29 protein-coding genes are annotated in these 25,885 nt (G+C 64.3%); 13 read left to right on the top strand and 16 right to left on the bottom strand.

Going from position 1 to position 25,885, the window contains the following annotated elements; genetic code table 11:
* Positions 1 to 21: 21 nt before the first annotated feature.
* From ACY65G_RS12895 to ACY65G_RS12875, 5 genes are read right to left on the bottom strand one after another with little or no spacing between them, the layout of a single operon-like run.
* On the bottom strand, positions 22 to 597 hold the full coding sequence (locus ACY65G_RS12895) for an SCO family protein (protein ID WP_464997759.1): 576 nt from the start codon (positions 595 to 597) through the stop codon (positions 22 to 24).
* Between the two features lies 1 nt (position 598).
* On the bottom strand, positions 599 to 1,492 hold the full coding sequence (gene cyoE, locus ACY65G_RS12890) for a heme o synthase (protein WP_464997758.1): 894 nt from the start codon (positions 1,490 to 1,492) through the stop codon (positions 599 to 601).
* A complete protein-coding gene (locus ACY65G_RS12885) occupies positions 1,489 to 2,595 on the bottom strand; it encodes a COX15/CtaA family protein (protein ID WP_464997757.1) in 1,107 nt (368 codons plus the stop codon). Before ACY65G_RS12885 ends, cyoE begins: the two co-directional genes overlap by 4 nt.
* Positions 2,596 to 2,620: 25 nt before the next feature.
* Positions 2,621 to 3,214: an SCO family protein gene (locus ACY65G_RS12880; protein ID WP_464997756.1), complete on the bottom strand. Its 594-nt coding sequence runs from the start codon at positions 3,212 to 3,214 to the stop codon at positions 2,621 to 2,623.
* Positions 3,204 to 3,935: an SURF1 family protein gene (locus tag ACY65G_RS12875; protein WP_464997755.1), complete on the bottom strand. Its 732-nt coding sequence runs from the start codon at positions 3,933 to 3,935 to the stop codon at positions 3,204 to 3,206. Before ACY65G_RS12875 ends, ACY65G_RS12880 begins: the two co-directional genes overlap by 11 nt.
* 33 nt (positions 3,936 to 3,968) lie before the next feature.
* On the opposite strand from ACY65G_RS12875, the gene ACY65G_RS12870 reads away from it, so the two are divergent.
* Positions 3,969 to 4,169: a twin transmembrane helix small protein gene (locus tag ACY65G_RS12870; RefSeq protein WP_464997754.1), complete on the top strand. Its 201-nt coding sequence runs from the start codon at positions 3,969 to 3,971 to the stop codon at positions 4,167 to 4,169.
* Positions 4,170 to 4,281: 112 nt separating this feature from the next.
* Here the strand turns inward: ACY65G_RS12870 and ACY65G_RS12865 are convergent, their stop codons facing one another.
* The 7 genes from ACY65G_RS12865 to ACY65G_RS12835 form a co-directional block, all read right to left on the bottom strand.
* The gene (locus ACY65G_RS12865) at positions 4,282 to 5,142 is read right to left on the bottom strand and encodes a cytochrome c oxidase subunit 3 (protein ID WP_464997753.1); all 861 of its coding nucleotides are present in this window, start codon (positions 5,140 to 5,142) and stop codon (positions 4,282 to 4,284) included.
* A gap of 35 nt (positions 5,143 to 5,177) precedes the next feature.
* Positions 5,178 to 5,375 carry a DUF2970 domain-containing protein gene (locus tag ACY65G_RS12860; protein ID WP_464997752.1) on the bottom strand — a complete coding sequence of 66 codons (198 nt, stop codon included), beginning with the start codon at positions 5,373 to 5,375 and terminating at the stop codon, positions 5,178 to 5,180.
* Entirely contained in the window at positions 5,372 to 5,953 is a 582-nt protein-coding gene (locus ACY65G_RS12855) for a cytochrome c oxidase assembly protein (RefSeq protein WP_464997751.1), read from the bottom strand. Before ACY65G_RS12855 ends, ACY65G_RS12860 begins: the two co-directional genes overlap by 4 nt.
* Positions 5,954 to 5,968: 15 nt before the next feature.
* The gene (locus tag ACY65G_RS12850; protein ID WP_464997750.1) at positions 5,969 to 6,067 is read right to left on the bottom strand and encodes a cytochrome oxidase small assembly protein; all 99 of its coding nucleotides are present in this window, start codon (positions 6,065 to 6,067) and stop codon (positions 5,969 to 5,971) included.
* Positions 6,068 to 6,080: 13 nt separating this feature from the next.
* Positions 6,081 to 7,709 carry a cytochrome c oxidase subunit I gene (ctaD, locus tag ACY65G_RS12845; RefSeq protein ID WP_464997749.1) on the bottom strand — a complete coding sequence of 543 codons (1,629 nt, stop codon included), beginning with the start codon at positions 7,707 to 7,709 and terminating at the stop codon, positions 6,081 to 6,083.
* 15 nt (positions 7,710 to 7,724) lie between these two features.
* Positions 7,725 to 8,948: a cytochrome c oxidase subunit II gene (coxB, locus tag ACY65G_RS12840; protein WP_464997748.1), complete on the bottom strand. Its 1,224-nt coding sequence runs from the start codon at positions 8,946 to 8,948 to the stop codon at positions 7,725 to 7,727.
* Positions 8,949 to 9,262: 314 nt separating this feature from the next.
* Positions 9,263 to 10,171, bottom strand: a complete 909-nt coding sequence (locus ACY65G_RS12835; protein ID WP_464997747.1) for a methyltransferase domain-containing protein — start codon at positions 10,169 to 10,171, stop codon at positions 9,263 to 9,265.
* Between the two features lie 40 nt (positions 10,172 to 10,211).
* Here ACY65G_RS12835 and ACY65G_RS12830 point away from each other — a divergent pair, with 40 nt between their 5' ends.
* The 6 genes from ACY65G_RS12830 (at position 10,212) to ACY65G_RS12805 (ending at position 17,974) form a co-directional block, all read left to right on the top strand.
* A complete protein-coding gene (locus ACY65G_RS12830; RefSeq protein ID WP_464997746.1) occupies positions 10,212 to 10,967 on the top strand; it encodes a phosphoribosyltransferase family protein in 756 nt (251 codons plus the stop codon).
* Between the two features lie 36 nt (positions 10,968 to 11,003).
* Positions 11,004 to 11,474 (top strand): tRNA (uridine(34)/cytosine(34)/5-carboxymethylaminomethyluridine(34)-2'-O)-methyltransferase TrmL, encoded by a 471-nt coding sequence (trmL, locus tag ACY65G_RS12825; RefSeq protein ID WP_464997745.1) that lies wholly within the window; start codon positions 11,004 to 11,006, stop codon positions 11,472 to 11,474.
* A gap of 75 nt (positions 11,475 to 11,549) precedes the next feature.
* Complete coding sequence (locus tag ACY65G_RS12820; protein ID WP_464997744.1) at positions 11,550 to 12,137, top strand: RNA polymerase sigma factor; 588 nt, start codon at positions 11,550 to 11,552, stop codon at positions 12,135 to 12,137.
* Positions 12,121 to 13,155: a FecR family protein gene (locus ACY65G_RS12815; protein ID WP_464997743.1), complete on the top strand. Its 1,035-nt coding sequence runs from the start codon at positions 12,121 to 12,123 to the stop codon at positions 13,153 to 13,155. The genes ACY65G_RS12820 and ACY65G_RS12815 overlap by 17 nt, the downstream gene beginning before the upstream one ends.
* Positions 13,156 to 13,315: 160 nt before the next feature.
* Positions 13,316 to 17,359: a TonB-dependent receptor gene (locus ACY65G_RS12810; protein ID WP_464997742.1), complete on the top strand. Its 4,044-nt coding sequence runs from the start codon at positions 13,316 to 13,318 to the stop codon at positions 17,357 to 17,359.
* A gap of 150 nt (positions 17,360 to 17,509) precedes the next feature.
* Positions 17,510 to 17,974 (top strand): DUF421 domain-containing protein, encoded by a 465-nt coding sequence (locus tag ACY65G_RS12805; protein WP_464997741.1) that lies wholly within the window; start codon positions 17,510 to 17,512, stop codon positions 17,972 to 17,974.
* Here the strand turns inward: ACY65G_RS12805 and ACY65G_RS12800 are convergent.
* On the bottom strand, positions 17,949 to 18,446 hold the full coding sequence (locus ACY65G_RS12800) for an adenylyltransferase/cytidyltransferase family protein (RefSeq protein WP_464997740.1): 498 nt from the start codon (positions 18,444 to 18,446) through the stop codon (positions 17,949 to 17,951). The genes ACY65G_RS12805 and ACY65G_RS12800 overlap by 26 nt on opposite strands.
* A 140-nt stretch (positions 18,447 to 18,586) precedes the next feature.
* On the opposite strand from ACY65G_RS12800, the gene ACY65G_RS12795 reads away from it, so the two are divergent.
* The 3 genes from ACY65G_RS12795 to ACY65G_RS12785 all read left to right on the top strand — a co-directional run bounded on the left by ACY65G_RS12795 (position 18,587) and on the right by ACY65G_RS12785 (position 20,929).
* Positions 18,587 to 19,567 (top strand): hydrogen peroxide-inducible genes activator, encoded by a 981-nt coding sequence (locus tag ACY65G_RS12795; protein ID WP_464997739.1) that lies wholly within the window; start codon positions 18,587 to 18,589, stop codon positions 19,565 to 19,567.
* Between the two features lie 9 nt (positions 19,568 to 19,576).
* Positions 19,577 to 20,452 carry a 4-hydroxybenzoate octaprenyltransferase gene (gene ubiA / locus ACY65G_RS12790; protein ID WP_464997738.1) on the top strand — a complete coding sequence of 292 codons (876 nt, stop codon included), beginning with the start codon at positions 19,577 to 19,579 and terminating at the stop codon, positions 20,450 to 20,452.
* A 90-nt stretch (positions 20,453 to 20,542) separates the two neighbouring features.
* Positions 20,543 to 20,929: an ElaB/YgaM/YqjD family protein gene (locus ACY65G_RS12785; protein ID WP_464997737.1), complete on the top strand. Its 387-nt coding sequence runs from the start codon at positions 20,543 to 20,545 to the stop codon at positions 20,927 to 20,929.
* A gap of 109 nt (positions 20,930 to 21,038) precedes the next feature.
* On the opposite strand, the gene ACY65G_RS12780 is transcribed toward ACY65G_RS12785, so the two are convergent.
* The 3 genes from ACY65G_RS12780 to ACY65G_RS12770 are packed head-to-tail and all read right to left on the bottom strand — an operon-like array spanning position 21,039 to position 22,876.
* Positions 21,039 to 21,263, bottom strand: coding sequence for a hypothetical protein (locus ACY65G_RS12780; RefSeq protein WP_464997736.1), 225 nt, complete (start codon positions 21,261 to 21,263; stop codon positions 21,039 to 21,041).
* 32 nt (positions 21,264 to 21,295) lie between these two features.
* Positions 21,296 to 22,132: a pyrroline-5-carboxylate reductase gene (proC, locus tag ACY65G_RS12775; RefSeq protein ID WP_464997735.1), complete on the bottom strand. Its 837-nt coding sequence runs from the start codon at positions 22,130 to 22,132 to the stop codon at positions 21,296 to 21,298.
* 24 nt (positions 22,133 to 22,156) lie between these two features.
* Positions 22,157 to 22,876, bottom strand: coding sequence for a YggS family pyridoxal phosphate-dependent enzyme (locus ACY65G_RS12770; RefSeq protein WP_464997734.1), 720 nt, complete (start codon positions 22,874 to 22,876; stop codon positions 22,157 to 22,159).
* 63 nt (positions 22,877 to 22,939) lie between these two features.
* Between ACY65G_RS12770 and ACY65G_RS12765 the strand changes: the two genes are divergently transcribed.
* From ACY65G_RS12765 to ACY65G_RS12755, 3 genes are read left to right on the top strand one after another with little or no spacing between them, the layout of a single operon-like run.
* Positions 22,940 to 23,983, top strand: coding sequence for a type IV pilus twitching motility protein PilT (locus tag ACY65G_RS12765; protein ID WP_464997733.1), 1,044 nt, complete (start codon positions 22,940 to 22,942; stop codon positions 23,981 to 23,983).
* A 9-nt stretch (positions 23,984 to 23,992) separates the two neighbouring features.
* Positions 23,993 to 25,129 carry a PilT/PilU family type 4a pilus ATPase gene (locus ACY65G_RS12760; protein ID WP_464997732.1) on the top strand — a complete coding sequence of 379 codons (1,137 nt, stop codon included), beginning with the start codon at positions 23,993 to 23,995 and terminating at the stop codon, positions 25,127 to 25,129.
* Positions 25,130 to 25,158: 29 nt separating this feature from the next.
* The gene (locus tag ACY65G_RS12755) at positions 25,159 to 25,644 is read left to right on the top strand and encodes a glutathione peroxidase (protein ID WP_464997731.1); all 486 of its coding nucleotides are present in this window, start codon (positions 25,159 to 25,161) and stop codon (positions 25,642 to 25,644) included.
* The last annotated feature ends 241 nt before the right edge of the window (positions 25,645 to 25,885 follow it).

The following is a 25,885-nucleotide window of genomic DNA, read 5'->3' as shown; positions in this document are numbered from 1 at the left end:
AGGGAAACGACAGGAGGATGATCAGGACAGCAGCTGCTTCAGGTCGTGCACCACCGGCTTGGTGCCCTGCGCATGGCGCAGGAACAGGCGCACCTTGCCCTGCTTGTCGAACACGTAGCTGCCTGCCGTGTGGTCGATCGAATAGTTGGCCGGATCCTGGCCAGGCACCTTCTTGTAGAACACCTTGAATTCCTTGGCGGTCTGCGCGATTTCGGCCGGCGTGCCATACAGGCCGGTGAAGCGCGGATCGAACGCCGGAACGTATTGCTTCAGCAGTTCGGGCGTGTCGCGCTCCGGGTCGAGCGTCACGAACAGTACCTGCACGTCGCTGGCCTGCGGGCCCAGTTCCTTCATCACGGCGGCCATTTCCGCCATCGTGGTCGGGCATACGTCCGGGCATTGCGTGAAGCCGAAGAACATCACCACCACCTTGCCCTTGTAGCTCTCCAGCGTGACCGGCTTGCCGTTGTGGTCCTTCAGCGAAAAGCCCTTGGCGTAGTCGAGGCCCGTGATGTCGGTGTTGACGAAATTGGCCTTCTTGTCGGCGCAGCCGACGAGGACACTCAGGAAGAACAGCGCGGCAAGCAGTTTTTTCATGTCAGATCCGGATGTAGTGATCGAGCAGCAGCGCGCCGAACAGCAGCGCCAGGTACAGGATCGAGAAGGCAAAGGCCTTGCGGGCCAGCAGGTCGCTGTAGTTGCGCCAGATGCGCCAGCCATACCACAGGAACACGGCATCGAGCAGCACGGCGCTGACCAGGTAGATCAGGCCGCTCATGCCGACGGCGAACGGCAGCAGCGTGGTGGCCGCCAGCGCGATCGAATACAGGAACACGTGGAACTGCGTGAACGCCATGCCATGCGTGACGGGCAGCATCGGCAGGCCGGACTTCGCATAGTCGTCGCGGCGATACAGCGCCAGCGCCCAGAAATGCGGCGGCGTCCACAGGAAGATGATCAGCACCAGCAGCCAGGCCTGCATCGGCACCTCGTTGGCGATGGCGGCCCAGCCCAGTGCCGGCGGCATCGCGCCCGACAGGCCGCCGATCACGATGTTCTGCGGCGTGGCCGGCTTCAGGATCATCGTGTAGATGATCGCGTAGCCGACAAAGGTGACGAAGGTGAGCCACATCGTCAGCGGGTTCACCAGCGCATACAGGATCCACATGCCGGCGCCGCCGATGACGCTCGAGAAGACCATCGTTTGCGTCGGCGTGATCTCGCCGCGCGCCATCGGCCGGCGCGCCGTGCGGGCCATGCGCGCGTCGATCTCGCGCTCGGCCAGGCAGTTGACCGCGAACGCGGCACCGGCCAGCAGCCAGATGCCGATCGTGCCGGCCACGACCAGGCGCCAGTCCGGCAAGCCGTCGGTGGCGAGGAACATGCCGATCACGGCGCAGAACACGGCCAGTTGCGTGACGCGCGGCTTCGTCAGCGCCCAGTACTGGGCGATGCGGCTGGTCTGGCGATGTGCGGCGGCTTGCGTGGTCATGGAGTGGGTGTCGAAAAACTGGCCCGATAGTTTACCATGGTCAGCAACAGCACGAGGAGAGCGGCACCGGCGTTATGCAGCACGGCGATGGTCAGCGGGAAGTTCAGGTAGATCGTGGCCACGCCGGTCAGCAGTTGCAGCACCAGCACGATGGCGATGCCCTTCACCGGTTTGCGCAGCAGCGGCACCCGCCACGCCTTCCAGCAAGTGTAGCCCAGCACGAGCACGACCACGAGCGCGAAGTTGCGGTGCACCCAGTGGATCGCCGTCAGCGCGGAGAATGGCAGGTAGTGGCCGGCCTTGGTCTTGCCCAGCTCGCGCCACAGGTGGAAGCCATGCTCGAAATCCATGTCCGGGATCGCCTTGCCGCCGCACAGCGGGAATTCCATGCACGCCAGCGTGGCGTAGTTGGTGCTGACCCAGCCACCGAGGAACAGCTGCACCAGCACGATGAAGCCCGACAGCGCCGCGAGGCGGCGGATGGTGCGCAGCGTGGGGGCCGGCACGCCCGCCGGGCCGAACGGTGTCATCGCGTTGTCCTGCCGGCCGCCGAACCAGGCGAGCAGCGCCAGCAGCCCCATGCCGAGCAGCAGGTGGATGGTGACGATCACCGGCTGCAGCTTCAGCGTGACGGTCCATGCGCCGAAGGCGCCCTGCAGGCACACGAAGAAGAACAGCAGGGTGGGATAGCCCGGATGGTAGCCGGCCTTGCGCTCGCGGCGCCAGCGGTACCACGCCACGGCCATCATGGCCATGATCAGCACGCCGATGGCCATGGCGAAGTAGCGGTGGATCATCTCGACCCAGGCCTTGAACATCGTCACCGGGCCGCTCGGCATCAGCGCCTCGGCGGCGCGGATTTCCTCGTGCGCGAGGAACGGGTTGGCCAGGCCGTAGCAGCCCGGCCAGTCCGGGCAGCCCAGCCCCGAATCCGTCAGCCGGGTGAATGCGCCGAACACGATCAGGTCGAACGTGATGAACACGCTGATCCACACCAGCTTGCGGTACTTGTTGACATCCTTCGAAATGAACACGATCGACAGCGGCAGCAGCGCGACGATCAGGGCGGTGATGGCCATCTGGGCCAACGTGGTGTGGTGCATGGTGTTCCTTTGTTCAGCCGCGCTGTTACCCGATCGACGACGCCTTGAGCAGCTTGCCGATATCCTTCTTCATCTTCGCCGGATCGGGATCCTTCGGGAAGCGCATCATCAGGTTGCCGCGCGGGTCGATGATGTAGATGTGGTCTTGCGCTTTGCCGCCCTTCTCCACCGGCAGCCATTTATGGACGGCATCGGCGGGCGCGCGCAGCAACCGCGTGCCGTCGTTCACGCGCAGCAGCATCGTTTCCAGCGGCTGCTCGTCCGTGATCAGCCACACGCGTTCCACGCGGTCGCGTTCCTTGCCCTGCATCGTGCGCAGCTGGCGCATCGTGAACAGCTGGTCCTGGCACGCCTGGCCGCAGTCCGAGCCGCCGACCTTCAGCATGATCCACTTGCCGGCCAGGGACTGGAGCGTGACGGGATCGCCGCCCACCGTGCGGGTGGCCATCTCCGGCATCGGCACGGTGCGCGGGTCGATCAGCGTGCCGTAATTGGTGCGGCCGGTCGGCTTGACCACGTAGTACATGAAGTAGGAAGCGACCAGCGGTGACGCGCAGACGGCCAGCACGGCGAGCAGCTTCCAGCGCCCGAGTTTCTTGTTGATTGGTTTATGTTCCACTGCGTTTGGTTCCACTGCGAAATCCGCTGATGATAAAGAACAGGAAGGCCGTCAGCGCCAGCGCATACCACTGGAACGCATAGCCACGGTGTTTGTCGACGCCCAGGTCGGGCGCCGGCCAGTCGCGCAGCAGCACGCCTTCGCTGCCGTCGGCGGAGGTTTGCTCGAGCACGAACGAATGCAGTTGCAGGCCGCTGGCGGCGGCCACCTGGTCCACGCCGGCATTCTGCACGATGGCGCCGGCCACGAGTGGCGGCGCATCGCCCAGTTCCATCACGTGCCCGGCATTCGGCTTGGCCACGCCTTCGATCGTGACGATGCCGGACGGCGTGGGATACGGAGCGATGCGCTGGCGGTCGGCCACATCGCGCGGCAGCCAGCCGCGAGCCACCAGCACATGCATCGCCGTGCCCTGGAGGCGGAACGGCATCAGCACGTAAAAGCCGGCGCGGCCCGCATGCGGACGGTTGTCCAGGTACACGGGCCAGCCGGCGACGAACGTGCCGGTCGCCGACACGCGGCGGAACTGGGCCTCGGCCATCGCGATGGGCGAAGCGCCCGCCACCAGTGGCGCGGCGGTGCTGCCGCCGGCCAGCTCGGCCGCCACTGCCAGTTTCTCGTCGGCGCGGCCATCCTGCCAGCGCCCCAGCGCAATACCCAGTATCACCAGCAGCAGCGTGGCCACGAACGGCACGGCCTTAAAACGGAACGCGATACGCATTACAATGAAACTCCACTTTTCCGTGCCGCCATCATGAAAATTTTCGTCGCCATCGCCTTCATCCTGATCATCGGCAGCCTCGCCTCGGCGCTGTTCTACCTGATGCGCGGCAAGGGCGGCAATCCCCGCACCGTGCGCGCGCTTGCGCTGCGCGTGGGCTTCTCGGTCGCGCTGTTCGTCATCATCCTCGTGCTGAACCGGATGGGCTATATCCAGCCGACCGGCATTCGCTGAGTCCGAACAGGCAAGGCCGCACAAGGTCATACAGGACAAGGTCAAACAAAAAGCCGCAACGGCTGCCCGCTGCGGCTTTCATCCCACCAGGCGAAGCGATTATAGCCTTGCCTTACAGCCAGTACACTACGACATAAAGTCCGAGCCACACGACGTCGACGAAGTGCCAGTACCAGGCGGCGCCTTCGAACGCAAAGTGGTTTTCCGGCGTGAAGTGCCCTTTCATCACGCGGAACAGCACGACGGCCAGCATGATCGCGCCCATCGTCACGTGGAAACCGTGGAAGCCGGTCAGCATGAAGAACGTGGAACCGTAGATGCCGGACGTGAGCTTCAGGTTCAGGTCCTGGTAGGCGTGCATGTACTCATACACCTGGAAGCCCATGAACACGGCGCCCAGCAGGATCGTGGCAGCCAGCCACAGCGCGCACTTGCTGCGCTTGCCGGCCTGGATCGCGTGGTGCGAGATCGTCAGCGTAACGCCCGACAGCAGCAACAGCGCCGTATTGATCGTCGGGATCGGGAACGGGCCCATGACGTTGAAGTTGTCGACCACGCCGGCCGGGCCGGTATTGCCCCACTGCGCCGCGAAGTCGGGCCACAGCACCTTGTGGTCCAGGTCCGCCAGCCAGGGCATCGAGATGACGCGGGCGTAGAACAGCGCGCCGAAGAAGGCGCCGAAGAACATCACCTCGGAGAAGATGAACCAGGCCATCGACCAGCGGTAGGAGTGATCGATACGCTTGCTGTACAGCCCTCCCTCGGATTCGTGGATCGCGTCGCCGAACCAGCCATACAGCACGGCCAGCATGGCGGCGATACCGACGAGGCACACCAGTTTGCCCCACGTGCTGTCATTGACCCACGCCGACGCGCCGACCATCGTCACCAGCATCGAGATCCCGGCCAGCATCGGCCAGCGGGACGGCCCGGGCACGAAGTAATACGGTGCTTGCTTCGAAATCATCTTCATCTCCTCGCGAACTTGTCGAATTTACGAATTTCTATTTATTGGGATACCACCAGCGCGACGACGGCAACCAGGATGCCGATGAAGACGGCCGCGGCGATCAGCCCGGCCACGATCACATGGATCGGGCTCAGCTTGCCCGTATCCTGGTCGAAATCGCTCTTGCGGCGCAGCCCCACGAACGACCACAGCACCGCCTTCAACGAATACAGGAAGGACGGCTTGCGGTCGTTCACAACTGCCCCGCCCTATCATGCCGCAGTGATTCCGACTCGGGCAGCGGTGCCTGGGCCAGCCCGCCGATCTCGATGAAGGTGTACGACAGCGTGATCGTCTTCACTTCCTTCGGCAGCTTCGGATCCAGGTAGAACATCACCGGCATCTGCTTTGCCTCGTGCGCCTGCAGCGTTTGCTGCTTGAAGCAGAAGCACTCCACTTTCTTGAAATGCGGCGTGGCGCTTTGCGGTGCGTAGCTCGGCACCGCCTGCGCATTCACCACGCGGCCCTGCGAATTCACCACCTCGTACACCACCGTCACCATCTCGCCCGGATGCACGGTGACGCTGTTCGTCGTGGGGCGGAACCGCAGCGTGCCCTGCACGTTGCTGTCCAGCTCCACGGTGATGCTGCGCGAACGGTCGACCTGGGTGTTTTCCGGCGGCGCCACGGTGCCATCCTTCTGCGTCAGCACGTTAATGCCGAGCACTTCACAGATGTGCTTGTAGACCGGGATCAGCGCGTAGCCGAACCCGAACATCGCCACCGCGATCACGACCAGCTTGCCGAGCAGCTTGCGGTTTTCGTCTTTCATCATGATGCGATGCCCGGCTCAGAGCAGGCGCTGGGCGATCACGGACACGAAGAACACGAGCGCGATCGAACCCAGGATCAGCGCCAGCCGCAGGTTGCTCTTTTTCTGGTTCGACATGGCATTCCCCTGCTTACTTGACGGTCGGCGGCGTTTCAAAGGTGTGGAACGGCGCCGGCGACGGCACGGTCCACTCCAGGCCTTCGGCACCTTCCCATGGCTTGGCCGGTGCGGCCTTGCCGCCACGGATCGTCGGCAGCACCACGCAGAACAGGAAGAACACCTGCATCAGGCCGAAGCCGAACGCGCCGACCGACACGATGGCGTTGAAGTCGGTGAACTGCGCCGGGTAATCCGCATAGCGGCGCGGCATGCCGGCCAGGCCCAGGAAGTGCATCGGGAAGAACGTGATGTTGAACGTGATCAGCGACACCCAGAAGTGGATCTTGCCCATCGTTTCGTTGTACATGTGGCCCGTCCACTTCGGCGCCCAGTAATAGAAGCCGGCGAACAGCGCGAACAGGGAACCGGCCACCAGCACGTAGTGGAAGTGCGCCACCACGTAGTAGGTGTCGTGCACCTGGATGTCGATCGGCGTCACGGCCAGGATCAGGCCCGTGAAGCCGCCGATCGTGAACACGAAGATGAAGCCCACCGCGAACAGCATCGGCGTCTCGAACGTCATCGAGCCCTTCCACATCGTGGCGATCCAGTTGAACACCTTCACGCCGGTCGGCACCGCGATCAGCATCGTGGCGTACATGAAGAACAGCTGCGACGTGACCGGCATGCCGGTGGTGAACATGTGGTGCGCCCAGACGATGAACGACAGGATCGCGATCGACGCGGTGGCGTACACCATCGATGCATAGCCGAACAGCGGCTTGCGGGCGAAAGCCGGGATGATCTGCGAGACGATGCCGAATGCCGGCAGGATCATGATGTACACCTCGGGGTGGCCGAAGAACCAGAAGATGTGCTGGTACATGACCGGGTCGCCGCCGCCGGCGGCGTTGAAGAACGACGTGCCGAAGTGGCGGTCGGTCAGCGTCATCGTGATGGCGCCGGCCAGCACGGGCATCACGGCGATCAGCAGGTAGGCGGTGATCAGCCAGGTCCAGCAGAACATCGGCATCTTCATCAGCGTCATGCCCGGTGCGCGCATGTTCAGCACCGTGACGATGATGTTGATCGAGCCCATGATCGACGACGCGCCCATGATGTGCATGGCGAAGATCGCCATGTCCATGCCCGGGCCCATCTGGGTGGACAGCGGCGCATACAGCGTCCAGCCGGCGGCGGTGGCGCCGCCCGGCACGAAGAACGAACCTGCCAGCAGCAGCGCCGCCGGCGGCAGCAGCCAGAAGCTGAAGTTGTTCATGCGGGCGAACGCCATGTCCGATGCGCCGATCTGCAGCGGGATCATCCAGTTCGCGAAGCCCACGAAGGCCGGCATGATGGCGCCGAACACCATCACCAGGCCGTGCATCGTGGTCAGCTGGTTGAAGAACTCGGGGTGGAAGAACTGCAGGCCAGGCTGGAACAGCTCCATGCGGATCATCAGTGCCAGCACGCCGCCGGACAGCAGCATGATGAACGAGAACCACAGGTACAGCGTACCGATGTCCTTGTGGTTGGTGGCGAACAGCCAGCGGCGCAGGCCGGTCGGATGGTCGTGCGCGTGGTCGTCGTGGCCATGCGCATGGTCGTGCGCGTGGTCGGGCGTATGGTCGTGACCGTGGTCGAGAGTAGTCGTGCTCATCGTAATGCTCCTGGATTACTTGCGTGCTGCCACAATTTCAGCCGGTTGGACGATGTTTTCCGCTGGCTTGTTCGACCAGTTGTTCCGCGTGTAGGTGATGACCGCGGCGATATCGGAATCCGACAGTTGCTTCCAGCCCGGCATTTCGGCCGGATACTTGCCGCTCTTCTGGCCGTTCAGCAGCACGTGAATCTGGTCGCCCTTGGCGCCGTTCACGACCGCCGAGCCGTCGAGCGGTGCGAATGCGCCCGGCACACCCTTGCCGTTGGCCTGGTGGCACACGGCGCAGTTGGCGGTATAGACTTTTTCGCCCTTGGTCTTCAGTTCGTCGATGGTCCACGTCTTGTTCGGATCGTCCGCCAGCGCGGCCATTTCGGCCTTCTTCGTGTTGACCCAGGCCGTGTACTCCGCGTCCGTGACGACTTTCACGACGATCGGCATGAATGCGTGCTCCTTGCCGCACAGTTCGGCGCAATTGCCGCGGAACGTGCCGGTGTGCTCGGACTTGAACCACGTGTCGCGCACGAAGCCGGGAATCGCGTCCTGCTTGACGCCGAACGCCGGGATCATCCACGCGTGGATCACGTCCGTGGCGGTGGTGACGATGCGGATCTTCTTGTTGACGGGGACGACCACTTCATTGTCGACTTCCATCAGGTAGTTCTCGCCGCGCGCCTCGGTGGCCGGGGCCCCCGGTGCGCCGATCTGGGCGCGGGGCGTGGACAGGTTCGAGACAAACGAAATGCCCTCGCCCTCGCCCTTCAGGTAGTCGTAGCCCCATTTCCATTGCATGCCGGTGGCCTTGATGGTGATGTCGGCATTCGACGTGTCCTTCATGCCGACCACGGTGCGGGTCGCGGGCAATGCCATGCCGATGACGATCAGGAAAGGCACGACCGTCCAGGCGATTTCGACGGCGGTGGATTCGTGGAACGTGGCGGCCTTGTGGCCAACCGATTTGCGGTGCTTCAGGATCGAATAGAACATCACGCCGAACACGGCGACGAAGATCACCAGGCAGACGATCATCATCCAGTTGTGCAGCGTGTAGATTTCCGAGGCGATCTGGGTGGCGGCCGGCTGCAGGTCAAGCTGGTTCTTCAGCGGCCCGCCGGTGCCCCCCGTGGCCGCGGTGTATGTTCCCTCTGCCGTCGCTGCCGGCGCTGCCAAGACCGGCGAGCAGGCCAGCGCCGCCCATGATGCGGCCAGCAACGATGTAAGTCGCTTCGCAAGTTTCATATGATCCCCAAAACCAACCCAAGATATAAGAAAAATTTTTTATGGCGACGATCTGCCTGTAGAGGTGGATCGTCTCGTGCATTTCAACACCTTTTGATTCCTTGTCGGAACCACGACCGTGCCACCGGCAGACCCGATATCGCCGATGACGCGGGCTATTGATGCCTTGCTGTTGTTGGCTTTTGCAACGTCAGGATCTTGCTGTCCGTATGGAAAAAAGTAGCCAAAACAGTCAAGGATTATAAGCAGTAAATCTTATCGACTTCAAGGTAAATTGCGCCACGAAAAATGGTGCGGCGCCACATGTATCGCTATCATTTTGGTGTCCGCGGCGCGAAGCGAATAATGGCTTCGCCATCCTTTGTAACCCGGGATTCCGGCTTGAAAGCGTGTCCATAAATGACCTCGAAAGTGAGGCCGATCTTGCCGTCTGCGCGGCGCTGTTTTTGCAATCCCGTGAACAGCTTCTCACGGGCTGAACGGCTGAGCAAGCCTTTACGTACGGTGCTCAGGGGGTTGCCACCCAGCGCCCGCACATCGGCGAGGAGCTTCGCCGGATCGTCGTACGTGACGGTGATTTTTTCCATGTCCATGACCGGCGTGGAAAAGCCCGCTTCGACGAGCTGGTCACCGAAATCATGCATGTCCACAAATGGCAGTGTATGCGGGGCAAGATCGATATCGGTAAAGGCAGAACGTACTTCCTGTAAGGAGTCCGGACCGAGGCAGGAAAACATCATCAGGCCGTTTACACGCAGCACGCGGCGCCATTCGGCAAACACGCGGTCCGGCTGCGGATGCCAGTGCAGCGCCAGGTTCGACCAGACAAGGTCGACGCTGGCCGAGCCCAGCGGCAGGTCGGCAAAATCGCCACAGACGAGGTCGATGCCGCTCTTCGCCGGCAGCAGCTTGCTGATGAGGCGGTTCAAGCCGCGGGCACCTTGCGTGTCGATCGTCCTGAGCATCGGTATCGACGCATCGAGGCCAACGACCTGCGCCGCGGCATACGATTTCTGCAATGTTGCGAGATCGGCACCGCCGCCACAGCCGGCATCGAGCACGCGCTGCGGCGCCAGGCGCACCAATTGCAGGCGTTCGTGCATGCGTGCGGCGATTTCGCGGCGCAGGAACTCGGCATCGCGCAGGCGTTCCGGCCGGGAGAACAATGCGCGAACACGCTCCAGGTCGATCGGAGCGGACAGTTTGGGAGGGCGGGCTTGCATGGGAATTGTTGGGTTGAGTGCGATAATGTACGCAGTCTACATGCTTGGAGCATATTCGATGGCGATGGCGATGACGATGGCGAAGGCCCTGGCCGCGTTGCTGCCCTGCCCGTGCGTGCTGTGCGGCATGCACGGCCGGGAGGCGCTGTGCCCGCCTTGCCGCGCGCAGTTCCTCGGCTCGCCCGCCGCGGCACGCTGCCCGGTGTGCGCCGACCCGCTGCCGGCCGGCTGCGGCACGCTCAAGTGCGGTGCCTGCGTGGCGCGCCACCCTCCCTTCGATGCGACCGTAGCCGCGGCTCCCTATGCATTGCCGTGGGACCGCCTGGTACTGGAACTGAAGTTCGGCGGCCAGCTCGCGCATGCGCGGCTGTTCGCCGGGTTGCTGGCCGAAGCGGTGCGCACGGTGCCGTCGTTCGTGGCGCCCGCATTGCTGTGCCCCGTTCCGCTGGGGCCGGGGCGCCTCGCCGAACGCGGCTTCAACCAGGCGCTGGAAATCGCTCGGCCGCTCGGACGGCTGCTGGGCATCGCCGTGGTGCCGCAGCTGGCCGAGCGCGTGCAGGAAACGTCGGCGCAGAGCAAACTGCATGGCGGCCGGCGCCGCGCCAACGTTGCCCACGTGTTCGCGGTGCCGGACCGCGCGCTGCTGGAAGGCCGGCATGTGGGCATCGTCGACGATGTGATGAGCAGCGGCCAGACGCTGGGCGAGCTGGCCGCCGTATTCAAGCGCCACGGCGCCGCGCGGGTGACGAATTTCGTGTTTGCCCGCACGCCGCCCCGCCGCGATGGGCCGCGGTGATTCTTGTGCAGTACCTATTCGATCGAGGAGAAACAGTTGTTCCACGTAGTGCTGGTCAATCCAGAAATTCCGCCGAACACCGGCAATGTCATCCGCCTGTGCGCCAACACGGGCGCGCAACTGCACCTGATCGAACCGCTGGGCTTCCCGCTGGACGACGCGAAGATGCGTCGTGCCGGGCTCGACTATCATGAATACGCGCAGATGAAGGTGCACAAGGACTGGGAAGCGTTCCTGGCCGCCGCCGCCCCGGACCCTGCTCGCATGTTCGCGATGACCACGCACGGTTCGACGCCGTTCGGGCAACTGGCTTTCCAGCCGGGCGATGTGTTCGTATTCGGTTCCGAAACGCGCGGGCTGGCGCCGGCGTTCCGCGAGACCTTCCCCGCGCCGCAGCGGATCCGGCTGCCGATGCGGCCGGGAAACCGGAGCCTCAACCTGTCCAATACCGTGGCCGTGGTGGTGTACGAGGCCTGGCGGCAGAACGGCTACGACGGCGGCGCCTAAAAAATTCCTCCGCACCCTTAGGAAATCTCCCACCCATTCGTCGTAGCAATACGAACAAAAAGAAAGCATGGGGACATGAGGGACGACGACGCTGTTGCCTGGGTGATAACGCACTTCCTGCCGTTCGAGGCGGAACTGCGCAGCGTGCTGCGGCGGGTCTGCGGCAGGCCGGAGGAAGTCGACGACGTGATACAGGAAGTGTATTCGCGCGTGCTGGACAGCCCCAGCCTCGCGCACGTGCGCGAGCCGCGGGCTTTCCTCGTGCAGACGGCGAAGAACCTCCTCACCGACAAGCTGCGCCGCGAAGCCGTCGTGCGCATCGATGCGGTGGCCAACCTGGAAGACCTGGACGTTCCCGGCGACAGCCCGGACCCGGAGCGGATCGCCATGGCGCGCGCCGAACTGAAATGGGTGATCGGGCTGATCGCCAACCTGCCGGCCCGCTGCAAGGCCGTGTTCCGTGCCCGCCGCATCTATGGCATGTCGCAGAAGGAAACCGCCGAAACCGTCGGCATCTCCGAAGAACTGGTGGAGTACGAAACCCGCCGCGGGCTCGACCTGATCTCGAAGATGATCGAGCGCGTCGGCATGGAAAACGCCCGCGGGCGCGCCGCCGTCCATGGCAATACGTTAGCAAAGAAGAAAAATGTCCACGATCTATGATCAGGCGCTGGACTGGGTCGTGCTGCGCCAGGCGCGCGACCTGGCGCCGCACGAAGCCGCCGCGTTCGACGCCTGGTACGCGGCCGATCCGCGCCATCGCGGCGCCTGGCTGCGTGCCACGGCCATCCATACGATGCTCGATGAAGCCACGGTGCAGGAATCGCTCAAGCCGCGGCCGGAGCGGCTCGAACAGGAATGGGCCGGATCGAGCTGGCAATCATCGGCAAGCCGGCGGGCCTGGACGCGCGCCTTCGCCACCTACGGTGCCATCGCGGCCAGCGTGGCTGTCATGGTCGGCACGTGGTTCGGCCCGCCCGATGTCGCGTTGTTTTCCGCCGGCCCGTCACTGCAGACGGCGCAAGGCGAACAGCGCCGGTTGCCGCTGGCAGACCTTTCCGTGGTCAACCTCAACAGCGCCAGCCGCATCAGCGTGAACTACACCGACACCGCGCGGCAGGTCCAGCTGCAGCAGGGCGAAGCGTGGTTCGAGGTCGCGCGGGACAAGGCGAAGCCGTTCGTGGTCGAGGCCGGGGATGTCCGCGTGCGGGCCGTCGGCACGGCCTTCTCCGTGCGGCGCTACGGCAATGGCGCGGAAGTCCTCGTCACCGAAGGCAAGGTGGAAGTGTGGAATGCCGATGGCGTGCGGCGCAAGAAGCTGCTGCTCGCGGGCCAGCAGGCGTTCGTGCCGGACCAGCCGGCCGAGATCACGGTACGGCGCGAGCCGCAGGAAGTACAACGCAAACTGGCGTGGCGGGAGGGTAAATTGATCTTCAAGAACCAGACACTGAGCGATGCGGTCGCCGACTTCAACCGCTACAGCCGGAAGAAAATCGTCATCGTCGATCCCGGCCTGGGCGGCACGACGCTGGTCGGGCACTACCGGATCGACCAGCCGGAACGCTTCGCCAGGGACATCAGTGCCTTCCTCGACGTGCCATTGTCGGTCACGAAGGACAAGATCCTGATCGGCGACGCGGCGGCGAAGCACGCCATGCCGCCCGCGCCCGCGAGCCGTTAGTCATTAGTCGTTAGTCGTTAGTCGTAGCAACGCGTCATTTCCTTGATCGTTTGAGAAGAAATGTGGCCTGTATATTAGGAACAGCGTTCGCCGTTCGTCGATGAGATCAACGGGCAACATAGTCCGGTACAGAGAAGCCAGAATCGAGGAGATACGCAGGATGTCGTCACATCGTTGCGCGACCGCCGTCATGCTGGGCGCCGCCTTGCTGGCGTCCGTGTCGGCATCATCCAATGCGCAGGAAAACCGGGTCGATTTCAATATACCAGCCGGTGCGGCGGCCGATTCCATCGCGGAATTCGGCAGTCAGGCCAGGCTGAACATATTGGCTGCAGGCGGCAGCCTGCTGGGCATCACGACCAACGAGGTACGCGGCCGTTATGGCGTGGCCGAGGCATTGGACATTCTTCTATCGGGTACTGGCCTGGCAAACCGGCTGAACACGAATGGTTCCGTGTTCATCTTATCGACGACGCCAGGGCCGCGCGGCGACGCGGGTCCTGAATCCAGGGAAGAGACAATGACCGATGCAAGAATACCGGGCCAGCGCACGGCCACGTGCTGCGCCGTTTCCGCCGCGCTGCTGCTGATGGGCGCCCCCCTCTCGCAGGCGCAGGAGCAGGCCAACAAGAACGTGCAGGTCACGCCGAGCGGCTCGGTGGACGACGACGTGCGGCAGGTACTGGTGGTGGGGCAGCGCCTGTCCGAGCAGAGCGCGATCGAGCGCAAGAAGAACGCGGCCACGGCGATGGATTCGCTCGTCGCCGACGATATCGGCTCGATGCCGGACACCAACGTGGCGGAGGCCGTGTCGCGCATCGCCGGCGTCATGCTGACCCGCGGCGACTATGGCGAGGGCAACTCCATCACCGTGCGCGGCGTGGCGAACGAGGAAACCCGCGTGGAGCTGGACGGGCTGACCACCACCTCGGCCGGTGGCTCCGACCTGGCCGGCAGCGGCGAGGGCCGCGCCTCGGACCTGCGCGAACTGCCGTCGGAACTGATCTCGACGATCGACGTCGTCAAGGGCTACACGCCGGACATGACGGAAGGTTCACTGGGCGGCAGCGTGATCATCAAGACCCGCACCGGCCTGGATTTCAAGAAGCGCACGATCCTTGTCCGGGCATCCGGCTCCTATGCCACCATCAACGAAAAGACCACGCCCGGCTTCAACGTGCTGTTCGGCGACAAGTTCCTGGACGGGAAACTGGGCGTCGTGGTCAACCTGTCCAAATCGCGCACCGACAACCAGAACCACCGCGTGCGCCACGTCAACGGCTGGCAGGGCATGCAGCGCACGTACGACCTGGACAACTCCCCGGAGAAGACGTACGCGCTGAATCCGAACGCGCTGGACATGAGCCAGCCGGCCAGCTCCGCGCCTTTGCCCTATACGAATGGCGTCGGCACCACATGGGCCGTCAACGATGGCGGCGCCCGCTTCGCCGGCCACAACGCGAAGGATATCCTGACGATGTCCGCCGCGGCGCAGAGCAAGGAAGCGTGTTTCTCGGCGTTCCCCGTGAACTCGCCGGACTTCAACCGCATCGCCTCCACCACCGACCGGGCCGCGGCGCAGCGTTACCGGGCCCAGGCGCTGAAGGCTTGCCTGAACCAGTGGAACGACTACGTGCCGCATGGCATACGCTATGAAGTCGGGCGCCAGCAGGAAGAGCGCTGGAACGGCGACATCCGGCTCGACTTCAAGGTGCACAAGGACCTGTCGGTGTACGGCAAGTTCAGCAAGAACAACCGCGATGTGCACTACACCAACGACAACCTGACGATGGGTGCCATCACCACGCGCACCACCTCGCCGGTCGACGCCACCACGCCGATGTACACGGAAACGCCGGGCAACCTGGGCACGCCCTATGTGCGCACCGTGAACGGCACGGGGATCCAGAACGGCTATTACTTCTACCCGGGGAACTACAACCTGCGCGACAGCACCGGCGGCGCCATGGTCGAAGGCGTGGGGCTGAACGTCGCGCCCGGATCGATGCAGTTCGTCAACCACCAGCTGACCCAGTTCACGCTGCCCGCCTCGCGTTTCAACAACGACGTGTTCAACCAGGAATCCCACACGGGCACCCGCACGCACCAGTTCGGCGGCAACTACCGCAACGAGGGCTTGAAGGTGGAATGGCTGTGGGGCGTGACGCGCAGCGAATCCTGGCGCTGGCGCAACCGGAGCGGCATCGGCTTCGAGTACGGCGGCGCCACGGTGCGCCGCAACGGCGACGGCCTGTACGACTTCGACTTCAGCAACGGCATCAACCCGCTGGACGGCCAGCGCGACGCGTCGCTGTACACCCGGCTGGTTCCCGGCACGGAACCGGGCCAGATGCGTGGCGCGTCGGCGCCCACCATCGTGGCCGAAAGCATGCGCATCGGCGAAGTCAAGGAAAGCGTGCGCAAGTTCGACGCGACCTGGTCGATCGGCAAGTACGTGCCCTACTTCGACCGCATCAAGTTCGGCTACAACGGCCGCACGTTCGAGAGCCAGAGCTGGTCGAACAACGACACCATCGTCATCACGCCGGCGCAGAACGGCAACCCCGAAGTGACCGTGGCGGGCCAGAAGGGCACCAACACGATCCAGATCTGCGAGAACGTGCCCGTGGCGGGCGGCGCGGCGAAGCCCTGCCCGTACGGGTTCGAGCAGCGCAACAAGCTCGGTCCGAACGGCGCCGGCACGTACACGGTGAACCAGGCCGACTTCTGGAAGCTGGTGCAGGCGGGCCTGCGCCCGGCCGAGACGAAGTTCCTGAACGACGCCAACGAAAGCATCAACTTCCCCGGGTGGCTGCAGTTCGACGCGGCTTCCGTGTACAAGGTGCTGGGCCAGTCGCCCGTGGACCTGGACTGCATCAAGTCCTGCATCGGCAGCGACGGCAAGTACCACGACCGGCCGATCTCGCGGATCCGGGAAGGCAACCGCGCCGCCTACCTGATGACGGAATTCAAGTTCGACCAGATCCCGTTCACGGGCCTGGCCCTGCCCTTCGGCTGGGAACTGGACGGCAATTTCGGCTACCGCATCGTGCGGACGGACGTGGTGGGCACCAGCCGGATCACGTTCGAGGCCATCACGGTCAATCCGGGCTGGAACCGGGTGTCCAACCCGGACGACGTCACGTCGTACAAGATCACCAGGAACCAGGCCATCGACGACAAGCTCACGTTCTACATGCCGGCGCTGAACCTGGCGTTCTGGCCGATCCGCGACGCGCTGGTGGTGCGCTACAACCGCACCAAGACGATGGCCCGGCCGCCCGTGGCGCAGATGCTCAACGACGGCGTTACCTGTACCTACGACGAGCGCCGGGTGCTCCAGGGCGACCAGCCCGGCAACGCCGATTTCGAGGACGGCGACATGCCGGACAGTTCGTGCAGCGGCAACGTCGGCAATCCGGGCCTGCAGCCGAAGAAGAACTGGAACCAGAACCTGTCGTTCGAGTGGTATCCGAACCGCGACACGTCGCTGTCGCTGGCGCTGTATCACCAGAAGGGGATCGTGGGCGCGGGCTACCGGGTACCGGTCGAGAACGTGCGCCCGTTCGAAGGCACGGCCGTCAACGTGGGCGGCACGGCGCTGCAGGATGTGCAGTTCCGGTACACCACCTATGCCAACGACGTGCCGTTCAACCGCCGCGGCGTGGAAGTGGGCGGACGCACGGCGTTCACCTGGCTGCCGGGCGTGCTGCGCTTCACGGGCATCAATGCCAACTACTCGACGGCCAAGGCCGAGCGGATCGGCGGCAACCGCGTGTCGTTCCTGAGCGGCGCGGAAGTGCCGCCGGACCGCGAATACGAGTACACGTGGAACACGGCCCTGTGGTACGACGACGGAAGGTTCAACGCGCGCATCGCCATGCAGGTGAACGGCAAGTCCGTGCAGGCCTGGACTTCACCCGAAAGCGTGCCCTTCCCCACGGTCGGCGCCCCGCTCGCCGCGATCGCCAGCGCGGCCTTCCTGCCGCCCAATACGATCTGGAAGGATCCGCAGCGCTATATCGACGCGAAGCTCTCCTACAAGTTCAAGAACGGCCTGCAGTTGCAGTTCGAGGCGCGCAACCTGACCAATGAGATCACATCGTATTCGATGGGCGACAACGGCGGCTCGCACCGCACGATGGTCGATTACGCCTACAACGGCCGGCGCTTCCAGGCCAACCTGGTGTGGAACAACCTGTAGCATGGGGACGGCGCCACGGAGTGGCCCGCGCCGCCACCTCGTGGGCCTTTGAGCAGCCTGGCGCAGCGGGCTGGTTCCGACACTCTCCAGTGTTGGCATAAAGTCACGAAAAGCCGTATAAGCAACGCATCGGATGACGATGGAGATGCTATGTTCGACATGGACTTGCCCTGGTGGGAATTCATCGCGCGCGGCGCCGTGATCTACTGCTTCCTGCTGCTGATGGTGCGCATCACGGGCAAGCGCACGATCGGCCAGTTCACGCCGTTCGACCTGCTGGTGGTCATGCTGCTGTCGGAAGGCGTATCGAATTCGCTGTCCGGCGGCGACAATTCGCTACCGGGCGGCATGATCGTGGCAACCACGCTGATCGCGCTGAACGTGCTCTTCGCGGTGGCCACGTCGCGCAGCCGCAAGATCGCCGACCTGGTCGACGGCCGCCCGGTACTGCTGGGCCGCGACGGCAAGATCTTCGATGACGTCGTCAAGAACTGCCGCGTGGCCGAAGGGGATGTCGAACAGGCGCTGCGCGAGGCCGACTGCCCGGTTCACAAGATGAAGTGCGCATTCCTGGAACCGGACGGCAAGATCACGGTGTTGCAGAACGAGCCGTGAACTCGCGCACTTTCGCCAGCAGCTTCGTCGTCGAGCGGTCATGCTCGAAGTCGATCGCCACGGCCTTGCCGCCGTAGGCCAGCACCGCCTGCCCTTCGGGAATCGCCGTCATGTCGTAGTCGCCGCCCTTGGCATAGATTTCCGGACGCGCTTCCAGCACCACCTCCAGCGCCGTATCCTCGTCGAACGGCACCACCAGCGCCACGGACTCCAGCGCGGCCAGCACCGCCATGCGGTCGTCCAGCGTGTTCAGCGGGCGATCGTCACCCTTGCCCAGCCGCTTCACCGAGGCATCCGTGTTGGCCGCCACCACCAGCGAGGCCCCCAGTTCGCGCGCTTGCGCCAGGTAAGTCACGTGGCCGCGGTGCAGGATATCGAACACGCCGTTGGTGACCACCACGGGCTTCGGTAGCGCGGCCACGCGTGCGCGCAGCTGGTCGCGGGGGCAGATCTTGTCTTCGAACGAGGGCATGGCAAAAACCGGTCAATGGGGAAGGCGCCATTATAGGGCCCGGCCGCCGCGCCAACCGTGCCGCGGCCATTCGCCACGGGGCATTCCGTTACAATACCCCGTCCGGGAACACTCCGCCCGCATTGATTCGCATTGATCCTATGACACTCACCGAACTCAAATACATCGTTGCCGTGGCCCGCGCCAAGCACTTCGGCCATGCCGCCGAAGCATGCTTCGTGGCCCAGCCCACGCTGTCGGTTGCGATCAAGAAGCTCGAGGACGAGCTGGGCGTGATGCTGTTCGAACGGGGCGGCGCCGAGATCTCGGTCACGCCGCTGGGCGCGCAGATCGTGGCCCAGGCCGAGCGCGTGCTGGAACAGACGGCCGCCATCAAGGAACTGGCCAAGCAGAACAAGGACCCGCTGGCCGGCCCGCTGCGGCTCGGCGTGATCTACACGATCGGCCCGTACCTGCTGCCGCCGCTCGTGAAGACGATGATCGAACACACGCCGCAGATGCCGCTGATCCTGCAGGAGAACTACACGGTCAAGCTGCTCGAACTGCTGCGCCAGGGCGAGCTCGATGCCGCCATCATGGCCTTGCCGCTGCCCGAGCACGGCATGGCGGTGCAGACGCTGTACGACGAACCGTTCGTGGTGGCGATGCCCAGGAGCCACCCGTGGGCGGCGCGCGACAGGATCCCGGCCGAAGACCTGAAAAAGGAAACGATGCTGCTGCTGGGCGCCGGGCACTGCTTCCGTGACCAGGTGCTCGAAGTGTGCCCCGAGATGGCACGCTTCTCCACGCCCGGCAACGGCATGCAGCGCACGTTCGAAGGCTCGTCGCTGGAAACGATCCGCCATATGGTCGCCTCCGGCATCGGGCTGACGGTGCTGCCGCGCGCGTCGGTGCCGGACATGGAAGCCAAGGACGGCATGCTGCAGTTCCGCCATTTCGAAGACCCGCAACCGTCGCGCCGCGTCGTGATCCTGTGGCGCAAGAGCTTTACCCGCAAGGCCGCGATCGACGCGGTGTGCGATGCCATTGCCGGGATCCGCCTGCCCGGCGTCATCGATGCAGGCTTGGACAAGGCGGGCTTGGACAAGGCCGGCGCCAACAAGACTGAAATGACCGCCTGAGAGCCGACCATGCATGCCTCCGCTCCCGTACCCAGCAAGCTTCAGCTGTATTTCCGCCTCGTTCGCCTGGACAAACCGATCGGCACCGTGCTGCTGCTGTGGCCCACGCTGTCCGCGCTGTGGCTCGCCTCGAACGGCGTGCCCGACTGGCACCTGCTCGTCATTTTCTGCCTGGGCACCTTCCTGATGCGTTCGGCCGGCTGCGCCGTCAACGACTACGCGGACCAGGACTTCGACCGCCACGTGAAACGCACGGCGGACCGGCCGATCACCAGCGGCCGCGTCAGCGGCAAGGAAGCGCTGGCGATCGCCGCCGCCCTGTCGCTGGTGGCGTTCCTGCTGATCCAGCCGCTCAACGCCCTCGTCAAGCAGCTGTCCGTCGCCGCACTGGTCATCGCCGGCACCTACCCCTACTTCAAGCGCTTCTTTGCGATCCCGCAGGCTTACCTGGGCATCGCGTTCGGCTTCGGTATTCCGATGGCCTTCGCCGCCGTGCAGGGCGAGGTACCTGCCTGGGCCTGGCTGCTGCTGCTGGGGAACGTGTTCTGGGCCGTGGCCTACGACACGGAATATGCGATGGTCGACCGCGACGACGACCTGAAGATCGGCATCAAGACGTCGGCCATCACGTTCGGCCGCTTCGACGTGGCGATCGTGATGCTGTGCTACGGCATGCACCTGGCGATCCTGCTGGCCGCCGGCGCCTATTTCGGCCTTGGCCTGTGGTACAAGGCGGGCATTGCCGTAGCGGCTGCCTGTGCCGTCTATCACTATTTCCTGATCCGTGGACGCGAGCGTGCGCCTTGCTTTACGGCTTTCCGCCACAATAACTATCTGGGAGCGGCTGTGTTTGCCGGAATCGCGCTTGACTTCGCGCTGCGCTGACATTTGTCACGCACATGAAGTTGCTTTTTAGCAAGCTCCAGCAGACTGCCGCGAAGACCAGCTTTCCAACAATCCAAACTCGAGGCGACCATGGATCAGACGAATAACCCCACCGCAGGCAATGGTATCGGCAACAACGCGGGCAGCACCGCGGGTACGGGCACGATCGGCAGCGACACGGGCGCGGCGCGCGAGCGCCTGATGAGCGACCTGAAAACGGCGATCGGCGATGCCGAACAATGGCTGCGCAGTGCCGCCAGCTCCAGCGCGGAAGGCGCCGAGGAGGCCAAGACGCATTTCAAGGAAACGCTGCGCAGCGCGAAAACCAACCTGCTGACGCTGGAAGACAGCGCACTGGCCAAAGGCAAGCTCGCCGCCCAGTGCGCCGATACGTATGTACACGACAATCCATGGCGTTCGGTCGTGATCGGCGCCGTCGTCGGCCTGCTGGCCGGCGTGATCATTTCGCGCGACTGATTCCCCTCAGCCTGCAGCAAAACGGCCCGCATCGCGGGCCGTTTTTTCATGGCGGCGTTCGCGCAAAAACCCGGGGTTACGCGCACCGCGGCTTTTCATCGCGGCCGCGTCAGCGGCTCGCGGCCGGTGTGTGGAAACATAGCGCCAGCAGCCAGCCGCAGAACGAGAACAGCTTCCAGCATGCGCTGAAACAGAGGAAGTACAGGATCGACTGGCTGATGCTCATGTCGCCCAGCGTGGGCAATCCGGCACGCTCGGTCAGGTACAGCGTCGTCATCGTCGACAGGATGCTGACCAGTACGACGAACCACAGCTTTCTTTCCAGCTTGTCCATTGCAGTCTCCGCCTTCATCGGTGTTGCCGCCGTCAATCGCGGCCCATCTGTTCGCCAAGCTCCCTGCCCCGTGCGGCGGCGGCTTTCACGGCGGTGACGATCGCCGCCTTCACGCCGTTCTCCTCCATGCTGGTCAGGGCCGCGTAGGTAGTGCCGCCTTTCGACGTGACCCGCTCGCGCAGCAATGCCACCGGTTCGGCCGATTGCGCAGCCAGTTGCGCGGCGCCGGTAAAGGTGGCCTTCGCCAGCTCCAGCCCCTGCTCCGCCGTCAGCCCCAGCTCGACAGCGGCCTGCTGCATCGCCTCGATGAAGTAGAACACATAGGCCGGGCCGCTGCCGGACACGCCGGTCACGGCGTCGATCTTCGACTCGTCGTCCAGCCACACGGTACCGCCGACGGCCCGCAGGACCTGATCGGCCGCCTGGCGCTGCGACGCGGTCACGCCTTCCGATGCCACGAGGCCCGAGATGCCCATGCCGATCAGCGCCGGCGTGTTCGGCATGCAGCGCACGATCGCGCCATGGCCGCCTAGCCAGCGCGCCAGGTCGGCGCTGCGGATGCCGGCCGCGATCGACAGCACCAGTGGCGCAGGTTTCCCCTGCTGGCCGGCGCCCGCCAGCAGCGGCACGAGCGGCGCCACGGCTTCGCGCATGCTCTGCGGTTTCACCGCCAGCACGATCACCTCCGCCGCGGTAACGGCTTCGTCGATCGACGCGGCCGTCGTCACGCCATGCCCCGCATGCAGCGCTTCGAGCGCGGCCGGGTTCGGATCCACGACGTGGATGTTCGCGCCGGGCGTCACCTTGCCGGCCAGGCCGGCGACCAGCGCGGCGGCCATGTTGCCGCCGCCGATGAATGCAATCTTCATGGTATCCCTTGTTGGTTTACTTTTTTACTGGTTATAGTGCCGCGCACCGAAGATGGCGCTGCCCACGCGCACGATCGTGGCGCCTTCCAGGACCGCCGCGCGCATGTCGGCGGACATGCCCATCGACAGCGTATCGAATTCCGGCCCGAATTTTTCGCGCAGGCGGTCGTACAGCGCGCGCATCGCCGCGAACGGCACGCGTTGCGCCGCGAAGTCATCGGCAGGTTCCGGGATCGCCATCAGGCCGCGCAGCCGCAGGTTCGGCAGCCGCGCCACCGCTTCGGCCAGCGCTTCCACCTCTTCGGGCACGATGCCGCTCTTGCTGGCCTCGCCACTGATGTTGACCTGTACGCACACGTTCAGCGGCCCCAGCGCGGCAGGGCGCTGTTCGGACAGCCGCGCGGCGATCTTCTCGCGCTCGACCGTATGCACCCAGTCGAAATGCTCGGCAATGGGCCGCGTCTTGTTGCTCTGGATCGGGCCGATGAAGTGCCACGCCAGGCGGGTGCCCGGCAATAAATCCGGCAATGCTCCCGCCACGGCGCGTATCTTGTCCACGCCTTCCTGCACGTAGTTCTCGCCGAACGCGCGCTGGCCGGCAAGCGCGGCGGCCAGCACCGCATCGGGCCCGAAGGTCTTCGATACGGCCAGCAATTGCACACTCTCAGGCGGGCGCCGCGCCTCGCCGCACGCGGCCACAATGGCATTTTCGACAGCTTGCAAACGCTCGGGGATTCCGGACATAATCAGAAGCGCCAGCTCGATGAACCATAGCTGGCTTTATTGTTCAAGGCACAGGGATTATAAATGGACATCTCCGATCTGCTCGCGTTCTCCGTGAAAAACAAGGCTTCCGACCTGCACCTGTCGGCCGGCCTGCCGCCGATGATCCGCGTGCACGGCGATGTGCGCCGCCTGAACGTGGATCCGCTGGAGCACAAGGAAGTGCACCGCATGATCTATGACATCATGAACGATTCGCAGCGCAAGGCCTACGAGGAAATGCTGGAGGTGGATTTCAGCTTCGCCATTCCGGGCCTGGCGCGCTTCCGTGTCAATGCCTACAACCAGGACCGCGGTGCCTCGGCCGTGCTGCGCACGATTCCGTCGAAGATCCTCACGCTGGAAGAGCTCAATGCGCCGAAGATCTTCGGCGAATTCGCCCTGAAGCCGCGCGGCCTGGTGCTCGTCACCGGCCCCACCGGGTCGGGCAAGTCGACCACGCTGGCCGCGATGGTGAACCACCTGAACGAGCATGAATACGGCCACATCCTCACGATCGAGGATCCGATCGAATTCGTGCACGAATCCAAGAAATGCCTGATCAACCAGCGCGAGGTGGGCCCGCACACGCTGTCGTTCAGCAATGCGCTGCGCTCGGCGCTGCGCGAAGATCCGGATGCGATCCTCGTGGGCGAGCTGCGCGACCTGGAAACGATCCGGCTGGCGCTGTCGGCCGCGGAGACGGGCCACCTCGTGTTCGGCACGCTGCACACGTCGTCCGCCGCGAAGACGATCGACCGCATCGTCGACGTGTTCCCTGCCGAGGAAAAGGAAATGGTGCGCGCGATGCTGTCCGAATCGCTGCAGGCCGTGATCTCGCAGACACTGCTGAAGACCAAGGACGGCTCGGGTCGCGTGGCCGCACACGAGATCATGGTGGGCACGCCGGCGATCCGCAACCTGATCCGCGAAGCGAAGATCGCGCAGATGTATTCGGCAATCCAGACCGGCAGCAACGTCGGCATGCAGACACTGGACCAGAACCTGACCGACCTGGTGCGCCGCAACGTGATCTCGTCCGCCACCGCGCGCTCGGCCGCGAAGATTCCCGAAAACTTCCCGGGCTGAAGGACCACCATGGAACGCGACCAGGCCAGTAAATTCATGTTCGACCTGCTGCGCCTGATGGTCAGCAAGAAGGGATCGGACCTGTTCATCACGTCCGGCTTTCCGCCGGCGATGAAAATCGACGGCAAGCTCACGCCCGTATCGAGCCAGCCGTTGACGGCCGCGCACACGGCCGACCTGGCCCGTTCGATCATGAACGACAAGCAGGCCGCCACGTTCGAGCAAACGAAAGAGGCGAACTTCGCGATCAGTCCCGGCGACCTGGGAAGGTTCCGCGTCTCGGCCTTCGTGCAGATGGGCGCCGCGGGCATGGTGCTGCGGGTCATCAACAGCAAGATCCCCGACCTGGACGAGCTGGCCCTGCCCCCGGTATTGAAGGACATCGTGATGTCCAAGCGCGGCCTCGTGGTCATGGTGGGCGCTACCGGATCGGGCAAGTCGACGACGCTCGCGGCCATGGTCGGCTACCGCAACGAGCACAGTCATGGCCACATCATCACCATCGAGGACCCGGTGGAATTCGTGCATCCGCACCGCAATTGCATCGTCACGCAGCGCGAAGTGGGCGTCGATACCGAGGACTGGGAAATCGCGCTGAAGAACACGCTGCGCCAGGCGCCGGACGTGATCCAGATCGGCGAGATCCGCGACCGCGAAACGATGGACCACGCGATCGCCTTCGCCGAAACGGGCCACCTGTGCCTGGCCACGCTGCATGCCAACAGCGCGAACCAGGCGCTGGACCGCATCATCAACTTCTTCCCGGAAGAGCGCCGCCAGCAATTGCTGATGGACCTGTCGCTGAACCTGAAGGGCATGGTCTCGCAGCGGCTGATTCCGTTGAAGGAAAGCCGCGGCCGCGCGGTGGCGATCGAGATCCTGCTGAACTCACCGCTGATCTCCGACCTGATCTTCCAGGGCAAGGTGCACGAGATCAAGGAACTGATGAAGAAGTCGCGCGAGCTGGGCATGCAGACGTTCGACCAGTCGCTGTTCGACCTGTACGAGACCGACAAGATCAGCTACGAGGATGCGCTGCGCAATGCCGATTCCGTCAACGACCTGCGCCTGGCCATCAAGCTCGAAGGCAAAGGCGCGCAGCACCGCGACCTGTCGGCAGGCACCGAACACCTGGGTCTCATTTAAACTGGCACGATTTGCGCCGAGGAGAACCAATGAGTACCGTCTTCGATTTTTCCGCCGTGGGCCTGGCCGGCCAGCCCGTCAACCTGGCGCAGTACCAGGACAAGGTGCTGCTGATCGTGAACACGGCCAGCGCCTGCGGCTTCACGCCGCAGTACGCCGGCCTGGAAAAGCTGCATGAACGCTTCCACGGGCGGGGCTTCGAGGTGCTGGGCTTCCCGTGCAACCAGTTCGGCGCACAGGAGTCCGGCACGCACGAGGAAATCGGCGCGTTCTGCGAGAAGAACTATGGCGTGACGTTCCCGCTGTTCGCCAAGATCGACGTCAATGGCGCCGATGCCCACCCGCTGTTCCAGCACCTGAAGAAGACGGCGCCGGGTTTGCTGGGAACCGAGGGAATCAAGTGGAATTTCACGAAGTTCCTGGTGCGCAGGGACGGCACCGTGGCGAAGCGGTATGCGCCGGCGACCAAGCCGGACGATATCGCCAACGATATCGAGGCGCTGCTGGGGGCGTGACGAGCCTGGCGTGAACGCCTCCATCTTGCGTGCGGCACGTCGTGCGGCCCTGATTCAAGCGCGCAATCACACGACTTGTCGTCCAGCCTGCCACGATCGGCTATCGTGCCGCCTGGCCGTGCCGATCTTGTGCCCCACCCCTGGCATTCCCGCTGCTCGTACACGCGTGGCCTCTTTCAACAGCGAACTGCTATGCTGAGCCGATGCGAGCTTCCAGGCTCCGCCAGCGACCACCACCAGC

Source organism: Pseudoduganella sp. jia 12, assembly GCF_055502675.1.
Note: the sequence above shows the minus strand (reverse complement) of the source record. Positions and strands in the feature narration are given on the sequence as shown.